This window comes from Mesorhizobium sp. M2C.T.Ca.TU.002.02.1.1 (assembly GCF_003997225.1).
Genome location: NZ_RZTO01000196.1, coordinates 1 through 8,563, shown reverse-complemented (window position 1 = coordinate 8,563; position 8,563 = coordinate 1). Strand labels below are relative to the sequence as shown.

Here is an 8,563-nt window from a genome sequence, read left to right as displayed (position 1 = left end):
GGAAATGCTGCTCGGCAAGGCCGAAATTCGCCTCGCGGAACTGCGCCTTGCCTTCGACGAGGTCGCTGGCGCTGACATCCTTGGCCACCGGCTGGATCGCCGTGGTCTTGGTCGTGTCGACGTCTGCGTTCGTCGTGCAGCCGGTGATCATCAAGACGGCCGCCAACGCCGCCGCTGCCCTGAGAAGTCTCTGACGCATGCCCCTGCCCCATCGCCCGATTTGCCGGGTCGTTCTTCAGGAAAAATCCTACAGGAGAGCGATTAAGCTTCGGTGCCGAAATGCAGCTAAATTTTGGTTGCGCGCCAAGGATGCGTTAACCAGCGCTCCTGAGGTGCCACTGAGGGTTCAGGTCCGGCCGGCCTCACCTGAACCCTCAGTGCGCGGTCAGCTTCACGACGATCGGTATGATGGCGATCATCAGCACCACCGGCAGGATGCAGACCGTCACCGGCACCGACATCTTGGCCGGAAGGGCATGCGCCTTCTCCTCGGCCATCGACATGCGCTTGTGCCGCATCTCGTCGGAAAAGACGCGCAGCGAGCCCGACAGGCTGGTGCCGAGTTCCTTGGATTGCTGCAAGAGCGTCGCGAAGGAGCGAACCTCGTCCAGGCTGAGGCGGTCGGCAAGCGCCTTCAGCGCGTCGTCGAGGCTGCGCCCGGCCCGCAATTCCAGCGACACCAGGATCAGGTTCTGACTGAGCGACGGATAGGTCCTGGCAAGTTCCTTGGAGACCCGCTCGATGCCGGCCTCCATGCTCATGCCGGCATCGGAGCAGACGATCATCAAATCCATGAAATCGGGAAAGCCGTTGCGGTATTCGCGCATCTTTTCCCGAACCTTCTGCGTCAGCACCAGACCCGGCAGGAAATAGCCGCCGGCACCCGACAGGATGATGAAGGTCCAGCGGCTGGTCATGGTCGACTCGGCGCTGGCCGCCCAGTGGTTGATCAGGAAAGCGCCGAGCGCCGCGCCGACCAGGGTGGCGAAACGGATGAGGAAGAACATGCCGACGGCGCGCGGTTCCATATAGCCGGCCTGGATCAGTTTCAGGCGCAGCCGGGCGACATTTTCCGGGTCGCTCTTGGCGTAGAATTCCTGCGCCCGCTTCACCGCCTTCTCGCGCACGGCGTTGGTGCTCTTCTTGGGCGAGGACTCCGCCTGCTCGGCCGGTTGCAATGTCTCGACCTTCAGCCGGCGCTTGACCTCGCCGCGATCGCCCTTGGCGAGCACCAGCGGCCAGGCGACGGCACCGGCGCCCAGCACAAGCAGCAGCACGGCGACCGGCACCAGCGAGGTCGGCGCGAGCGAGGCGAGGAAGCGGATGACGTCTTCCATTTCAGAACTTGAAATTCGACATCTTGAACATGATGGCGTTGCCGAGCAGCAGCCAGATGATGGAGCCGCCCAGCATGTACCAGGTCTTCGGCACGTCCCAGACATCCCGATAGAACTGCGGCATCAGCACCATGATGGCGGTGAACAGAAGCACCGGCACCGCGGTCAGTATGTAAGCCGACATGCGGCCTTCCGTCGAAATGGCGCGCACCTTGCGGCGCAGCTTGCCACGGTCGCGGATGGTCGCCGACAGGCCGTCGAGGATCTCGCGCAGATTGCCGCCTGAAGTGCTCTGGATCGACACCGCCGTGACGAACAGCGGCAGATCCTCATGGCCCACCCGGTCGAAGAGATTGTTCAGCGCCGAGACCAGGTCGGAGCCGTAGGTCACCTCGTCGGCGACGACGCCGAACTCGGTGCCGATCGGATCGCCCATTTCGCGCGCCACCATGGCGATCGCCACCGGCACGGGATGCCCGGCCTTCAGGCCGCGCGTGATCAATTCAAGCGCCTCGGGCAATTGCATCCCGAACCGCTTGTGCCGGCGCTTGCGCATGAAGCGCATTGCCATCACCGGCAGGACCGGCAGCAGCACGACGAGCAGGATCAGGCCGAACAGGAGCGGCAGGCCCTTCCAGATCGAGACAAGCGCCAGCGCCGCGGCCACGCCCGATGTGATCGTCAGGAATTTCGGCAGCGGCGTGGTCATACCGGACTGCGTGCGCAGGGCGCGGAAGCGGTCGAGGGAAAAGATGGAGCTGCCGCCGTCTATCCCGCGCTCCTTGCGCAGTTGGATCAGGACCTGCTCCTGACTGATCTTGTTCTCCGCGAGCTTCATGCGGCGGTTGATGGCCGTGCGCTTGTCGCTGCGCCCGGCATAGAGCAGATAAAGGCCCTCGGCGATCATGATGCCGGTGAGCGCCGCTGCGGCGTACACGGCGTAAATAGGGCTGAAACCGTCCAGCACCGGCCTAGTCCTGCGGCCGGCCGGGTTCGAAATATCTGCCCGGAAATTCGATGCCCATGTTGCGCAGGTCCTCCAGGAAGCGCGGGCGGATGCCGGTCGCTTCGAAGTGCCCGAGTATCTTGCCGTCCGCCTCCATGCCGGTGCGCACGAAGCGGAATATCTCCTGCATCTGGATGACGTCGCCTTCCATGCCGGTCACCTCGGCGACGCTGGTCACCTTGCGCTTGCCGTCGGAAAGGCGCGTCAGTTGCACGATGATGTCGATGGCGCTGGAGATCTGGCTGCGGATCGATTGCACGGTCATCGGCATGCCGGTCATGCCGAGCATCTGTTCCAGGCGCGAGATGGCGTCACGCGGCGTGTTGGCATGGATGGTGGCCATCGAGCCTTCGTGACCGGTGTTCATCGCCTGCAGCATGTCGAAGGCTTCCTCGCCGCGGCACTCGCCGAGGATAACGCGGTCGGGACGCATGCGCAGCGCGTTCTTGACGAGGTCGCGCTGCTTCAATTCGCCGTGGCCCTCGATATTGGCGGGGCGCGTTTCCATGCGCGCGACATGCGGCTGCTGCAATTGCAGCTCGGCCGCGTCTTCGATGGTGATCAGGCGCTCGTCTTCCGGAATGAAGGCCGACAAAGCGTTGAGCATCGTCGTCTTGCCGGTGCCGGTGCCGCCGGAGATGATCGTGGTCTTGCGGGCATGCACCGCCGCCGCCAGCACCTCGGCCATGTTCTGGGTGATGGCGCCGAATTCGACCAGCTTGTGCAGGCCGAGCTTGTTCTTGGAGAATTTGCGGATCGAGACCAGCGGTCCGTCGACGCCGACCGGGCGGATCGCCGCGTTGAAGCGCGAACCGTCGAGCATGCGGGCGTCGACCATCGGCTGCGATTCATCGACGCGCCGGCCGACCGCCGCAACGATTTTGTTAATGATTCGAAGCAGATGCGCCTCATCCTTGAACGGGATGTGGACCTGCTGCAGCTTGCCGCGCTTTTCGACGAAGCAGTTCTGGTGGCCGTTGATCAGGATATCGTTGATCTCGGGATCCTTGAGCAGCGGCTCCAGCGGGCCGAGGCCGACCATTTCGTCGACGATGTCGTCGACCAGCGCGTCGAGCTCGGCGATGTTGATCGCCATCCGCTCCTCGCGCGTCTTTTCCGAGACGAATTCATGCACCTGCCGGCGCATTTCATCCCGGGGCAGCCGCTCCAGCGCCACGAGGTTGATCTCTTCGAGCAGCATGCGATGGATGCGCACACGTGCGTCCAGCACCTTGTTGACGCTCTTTTGAGGCGCTGCCTCAGGCCGCGGCGGCGCCGGCTTGCGGGTCGTCGGGATGACGACTGCATTATGCGTGACAGGCGTGGGTTCCGGCGCCCGCTGCGGACGTACGTCGCGGCTCTGCAGGTTGGAAAAGCGGCTGGTCATCCTGCCTTCCTCTTCAGCAAGCCCTTGCCCAGGCCGAACAGCGACTTCGACTTGACCGTGGCCTGGACGGCCTCCTCCGGCAGGATGATCTTCTTCAGGTCGTTGACGACATTGGCGTTGGGGTCGATGGCGTGCAGCGGCACGCCGCGGTCGACCGCCTCGCGCACCAGCCGGTAATTGTTGGAGATGCCGCCGACGAAATGCTCGCCGAGTATCTCCTGGACGTCAGCCTGCTTGATGCCGCTGTCGAACATCTTCTGCTCGAAGCGGTTGACGATGACGTTGGGCTTCACTTCCTTGCCGGCGGTCTCATAGACGGCCTGGATGAGACGCTGCGTATGGCGCAGGCAGGGCACCGTCATCTCGGCGACGATATAGAGCTTGTTGGAACCCAGCAGCACCGTCTCGGTCCAGGGGAACCAGGTGCGCGGCATATCGATGACGACATTGTCGAAATAAGCCGCCACGAGGTCGAGCATGCGCACCACGACATCGGTCTTGAACGAGCGCATGTCGGACGGGCGCGTGGGAGCGGCAAGCACGCATAGGCCGCTCGCATGCTTGGACAGCATCACGTCGAGCAATTGCCGGTCGAGGCGCTCCGGCTGGTTCTCGATTTCCGTGATGTCGAAGCGCGGTTCGAGGTCGAGATATTCGGCGCAGGCGCCTTGCTGGAAATTGAGGTCGACGACGCATGTCGAGGCGCCGCGCGTCACCGAATGATGCAGCTGGAAGGCCGTCTGCAAGGCGAGCGTGGTGGTGCCGACGCCGCCGGCGGCCGGCATGAAGGTATAGACGTGCGATTCGGTGTTCTCTTCCCGCCCCGGCCCTTGCAGCGCACGGACGACGGAACGCACGAGATCGGCCGTGGTGATCGGCTTGACCAGGAAATCGGCGACCTTGAGCTGCACCAGGATGCGCACCGCCGCCGCGTTGAATTCCTGGGTGACGACGACCACCGGAACGCTGCCTTCCAGCCGCCGCATGACGCGCTGCAGCGACTCGATTTCCTCGAGCTTGGCCGCGTCCATGTCGACGATGACCGTGCCGAAGTCCGCTTCGAGGATTTCGCCGCGCAGCTCGTTGACGCTCTTTTCCAGCGTCAAAAGCTCGATGATCTCGGAGGTCGCGAAAGCGGTCCGCGTGTCCTGCAAAAACGCTCGGTCCGTCGAAACGAGCAGGATCTTCTTTGTCTTGCTGCCAGATGCCATCGGCGTCAGCCCATCAGTTCGATGTGGTCGATGATGATGTCGTCGATGACGGCGCGGAGCCGGCTTTCGCGCCGACGGCGGCACTCTCCGAACCCGGACGCTGGGCCGGCACCAGAAGCTTGGTGTTTTGTACGCCGTACTTCCATGGGTCGACCATCTGCATGGCGGTGTTGGACGCCTGCGCGTTGCCGACTCCCGGCGTCACGCCTTCGGTGCGCACGTAGTCGTCGCTGGTGCAGCCGCTCACGGACCCGGCCAGGAATAGAGCAATCCAAGGGGCGCTGCGCATGGCCTTAGTCCTTCGGCAGATCGAGGAAGTGGCCGGACGTGGTGGCGGCCACCGGGCGGGCGGCGCTGCCGTCCGCCAGTGCCACCGGACGCTTCGGCGCCGAGGCGTCCACTTCCTCGGTGTTGTTGAGGAAATAATCGGCGGGACTTGCCGGCTGGGTGCCGTCGGTCGGCTCGACCATCTTCTTCGACGGATCGACCGGCTTGACCAGGTAAGGCGTGACGATGATGACCAGATCGGTCTCGCGCCGCTGATAGGACTTCGAGGAGAACAGAGGACCGAGCACCGGCAGTTTGCCGATCCCCGGCACCCGCGACGTCGTGATGTCGTTCTGCGACTGCAGAAGACCGGCGATCATGAAGCTCTGGCCATTCTTGAGGTCGACCGACGTCCTGGCGCGGCGCACGATGAAGGCCGGGATGGAAATGCCGCTGCTGACCTGGATGGAAGCCGACGGGTCGATCGAGGACACTTCCGGCGCGATGTCGAGGCTGACCAGCCCGTCTTTCAGCACCGTTGGCGTGAAATCGAGGCCGACGCCGTACTTCTTGTAGGTGACGCTGATCTTGCCATTGTCCTCTGAAACCGGGATCGGGAACTCGCCGCCGGCAAGGAAGCTCGCCGTCTGGCCCGAACGCGCGATCAGGTTCGGCTCCGCCAGCCGCCGCGCCAGGCCGCGTTCCTCCAGCGCCTTGATGGCGATGTCGATGGAAACGCCGTTCGACAGCAGGCTGCCGATGATCTCGCCGGTTCCGGCCCCCGTCACGGTCCCCCCGTCCGGGTTCAGCACGACTTTGCGGTTGCCGATGCCATAGGCGAAATTGGCGGCGTATTTGGCGCCGAGATCCTGACCGGCCTGACGATTGATCTCGACGAAGCGGACGTTGAGCTGCACCTGCTGCGAGGACGAGATGTTGACCGAGTTGATGACTTCCTCGTTGCCGGAAAAGCGCGACGCGATCTTGCTGGCCTTGTCGGCGGCGACCGCATCGTCGGCCTCGCCCGACAGCACGACGCGGCCGTTCGCCGAGCCGACCTTGATCTTGGCGTCGGGCACGCTGGCGCGGATGGTGCTGGCCAGCTGGTCGGTATCCAGCGTTACCTCGATGTCGATGGTGCCGACGAGCTGCTTGTTCTGGTCGAACAGGGCGATACCCGTGGTGCCCAGATTGTTGCCCAGCACGTAGAAGGACTTGTCGGTCAGCGGATTGACGTTGGCGATCTCCGGATCGCCGATGACGATCTGGTAGAAGGCGGCGCTCGTCATGATCGTCTTCGGCTTGCCCTTGGCGACCTTGATCGAGGCGTTCCTGTTCGCCGAGACATAGACGACGTCGTTGCCCGCCCTTGCCGGCGCGGCGACGCCAAGCATTGCCGCCGCCAGGGCGATCGCGCCGAGAAGACGCCATCCCCCGGTCGTCCGAAATGCATCAAACCCGAACATCTGTTGCCCCGTCCCCGCCGGTCCCCACCGGCTATTGCTGCAGTTCCTGCGGCGGTTCCCGTGAAGGACCCTTGTATTCCTCGACCTTGTCGCCGCGCGTCACGATCACCGTCTTGAATTTCGGCTCGTCGGATTCCTTCGTTACAGCGCTGACGAGCGAGGCGGCGCTCGCCTGCGCCTTTGCGGCGACCGAACCGCCGAAGGACGAGATGGTCATAAGCCCGCCATTGCTGGCGCTGGCATCGGCCGCGGACCGCAAGGACAGCGACAAGGTGCCGACGGTGCGGGCCAGCGCCACTTTCTGCGCCCCTTCGTTGGTCACCTCGATGGTCACCGAATTGGCGACCTGCGGTTCGGTCTTGCGCTCATCCGCGCCCTGCCCGACCGAGAGCACCTTGGCGTCAGCGACGACGACCTCGGACGTCACCGTCGAGCCGGCCGCGCCCTGCGCGTTTTTGGATACTTCCTGGATGTCCCCCGCGTCACGCGTCAGCACGACGTCGACGCGATCCCCGGGCGTGACGAAGCCGCCGACGCCGGCGATCTCATCGGTGCGGATGGTGACGGCCCGCATTCCCGGCGACAGCATGTTGGAAAGGGTGGCGCGGCCGTTCGGTCCCGACAGCTTGGTGAGCAGCACCGGCTCGTTGACCTCGATCGGCGACAGCACGACCCGGCTGCCGTCGGCGAGCAGCTTGTCGATCGTCGGGAAAGCGCCCTGCGGCAGGGAATCCTGCGGCCACGGGATCTCGGCGAGCTGCGGCCGTGCGAGCTCCATGCCGTAGCGCAACGGCGCTTGAGCCACCACGATGGTTTTGAACTCGACCTTGGGCTGTGGCGCCGCGACGGAGACGACCTTGACCTCGGGCTGAGCCTTTGCCTGGCTCTTGACCCAGAAATCCGCCGCAAAGATCGAGATCGCGCCGAAAACGGCGGCGATGCCGATCATGGTTATGGCCCTGCCCCTCACAACGAAACCCCCGACGCCCGTGGTCTTTTGTTGGTTGGGCCTCACGCTAGGCGTTAATGTTAAAGAATCAGGAATCCTGCGACCCGCCGATCGCCCTATTTCGGCCGGCTTGGTTATCGAATGGTTTTGGAATAAGAGACAGTTTGATCCCTGAACGGAACGGGAACTCGTTCGCCCGCCAAAAGCGTGGCAGTATCGAGACGTGATTCGCATTACCGGACGCTAGGCCCAGCATGGACGACAGTAACGACCTCTTCGGCAAGATGGAAAAGCCGGCGCAGCCGGTGCGCGCGCCCTCGCGCCCCGCCGATCCGCTGGTGCAGGCAGCGAAGCGTTCGACCGCCGCCCGCGACGGCAGCGAAAGCTACAGCGCCGCCGACATCGAGGTGCTGGAAGGGCTTGAGCCGGTGCGGCGCCGCCCAGGCATGTATATCGGCGGCACCGACGACAAGGCGATGCATCACCTGTTCGCCGAGGTCATCGACAATTCGATGGACGAGGCGGTGGCCGGCCACGCCACCTTCATCGACGTCGAGCTTTCCGCCGACGGCTTCCTGACCGTCACCGACAATGGGCGCGGCATCCCGGTCGATCCGCATCCGAAATTCAAGAAGCCGGCGCTCGAAGTCATCATGACGACGCTGCATTCGGGCGGCAAGTTCGACTCCAAGGTCTATGAGACCTCCGGCGGCCTGCACGGCGTCGGCGTTTCGGTCGTCAACGCGCTGTCCGACCATCTCGAGGTCGAGGTCGCGCGCGGTCGCCAGCTCTATCGCCAGCGTTTTTCCCGCGGCGTCCCGGTCAGCGGTCTGGAGCATCTCGGCGAGGTCCACAACCGCCGCGGCACGAGGACCCGCTTCCATCCCGACGAGCAGATTTTCGGCAAGGGCGCCGCCTTCGAGCCGGCGCGGCTCTACCG

Annotated in this window: 8 protein-coding genes and 1 pseudogene; 1 reads left to right on the top strand and 8 read right to left on the bottom strand. The window is 64.2% G+C overall.

What is annotated here, in order from left to right; translation table 11 throughout:
* The 8 genes and pseudogenes from EOD07_RS13150 to cpaB all read right to left on the bottom strand — a co-directional run.
* Positions 1-199 (bottom strand): annotated as a pseudogene (locus tag EOD07_RS13150) (hypothetical protein); the annotation flags it as partial.
* Between the two features lie 175 nt (positions 200-374).
* A complete protein-coding gene (locus tag EOD07_RS13145) occupies positions 375-1,337 on the bottom strand; it encodes a type II secretion system F family protein (protein WP_073986050.1) in 963 nt (320 codons plus the stop codon).
* Between the two features lies 1 nt (position 1,338).
* Positions 1,339-2,304 carry a type II secretion system F family protein gene (locus EOD07_RS13140; protein WP_127235757.1) on the bottom strand — a complete coding sequence of 322 codons (966 nt, stop codon included), beginning with the start codon at positions 2,302-2,304 and terminating at the stop codon, positions 1,339-1,341.
* Positions 2,305-2,308: 4 nt separating this feature from the next.
* The gene (locus tag EOD07_RS13135) at positions 2,309-3,730 is read right to left on the bottom strand and encodes a CpaF family protein (protein ID WP_127235756.1); all 1,422 of its coding nucleotides are present in this window, start codon (positions 3,728-3,730) and stop codon (positions 2,309-2,311) included.
* Positions 3,727-4,941, bottom strand: coding sequence for a response regulator/pilus assembly protein (locus tag EOD07_RS13130; RefSeq protein WP_127235755.1), 1,215 nt, complete (start codon positions 4,939-4,941; stop codon positions 3,727-3,729). The genes EOD07_RS13135 and EOD07_RS13130 overlap by 4 nt, the downstream gene beginning before the upstream one ends.
* A 13-nt stretch (positions 4,942-4,954) precedes the next feature.
* Entirely contained in the window at positions 4,955-5,230 is a 276-nt protein-coding gene (locus tag EOD07_RS13125; RefSeq protein WP_127235754.1) for a hypothetical protein, read from the bottom strand.
* Positions 5,231-5,234: 4 nt separating this feature from the next.
* Complete coding sequence (locus tag EOD07_RS13120; RefSeq protein ID WP_245470109.1) at positions 5,235-6,602, bottom strand: type II and III secretion system protein family protein; 1,368 nt, start codon at positions 6,600-6,602, stop codon at positions 5,235-5,237.
* Between the two features lie 103 nt (positions 6,603-6,705).
* Entirely contained in the window at positions 6,706-7,623 is a 918-nt protein-coding gene (gene cpaB, locus EOD07_RS13115; RefSeq protein ID WP_127235752.1) for a Flp pilus assembly protein CpaB, read from the bottom strand.
* 254 nt (positions 7,624-7,877) lie between these two features.
* On the opposite strand from cpaB, the gene EOD07_RS13110 reads away from it, so the two are divergent.
* Positions 7,878-8,563, top strand: a 686-nt coding sequence (locus EOD07_RS13110; RefSeq protein ID WP_245470107.1) for an ATP-binding protein, incomplete at its 3' end; no start/stop codon positions are given.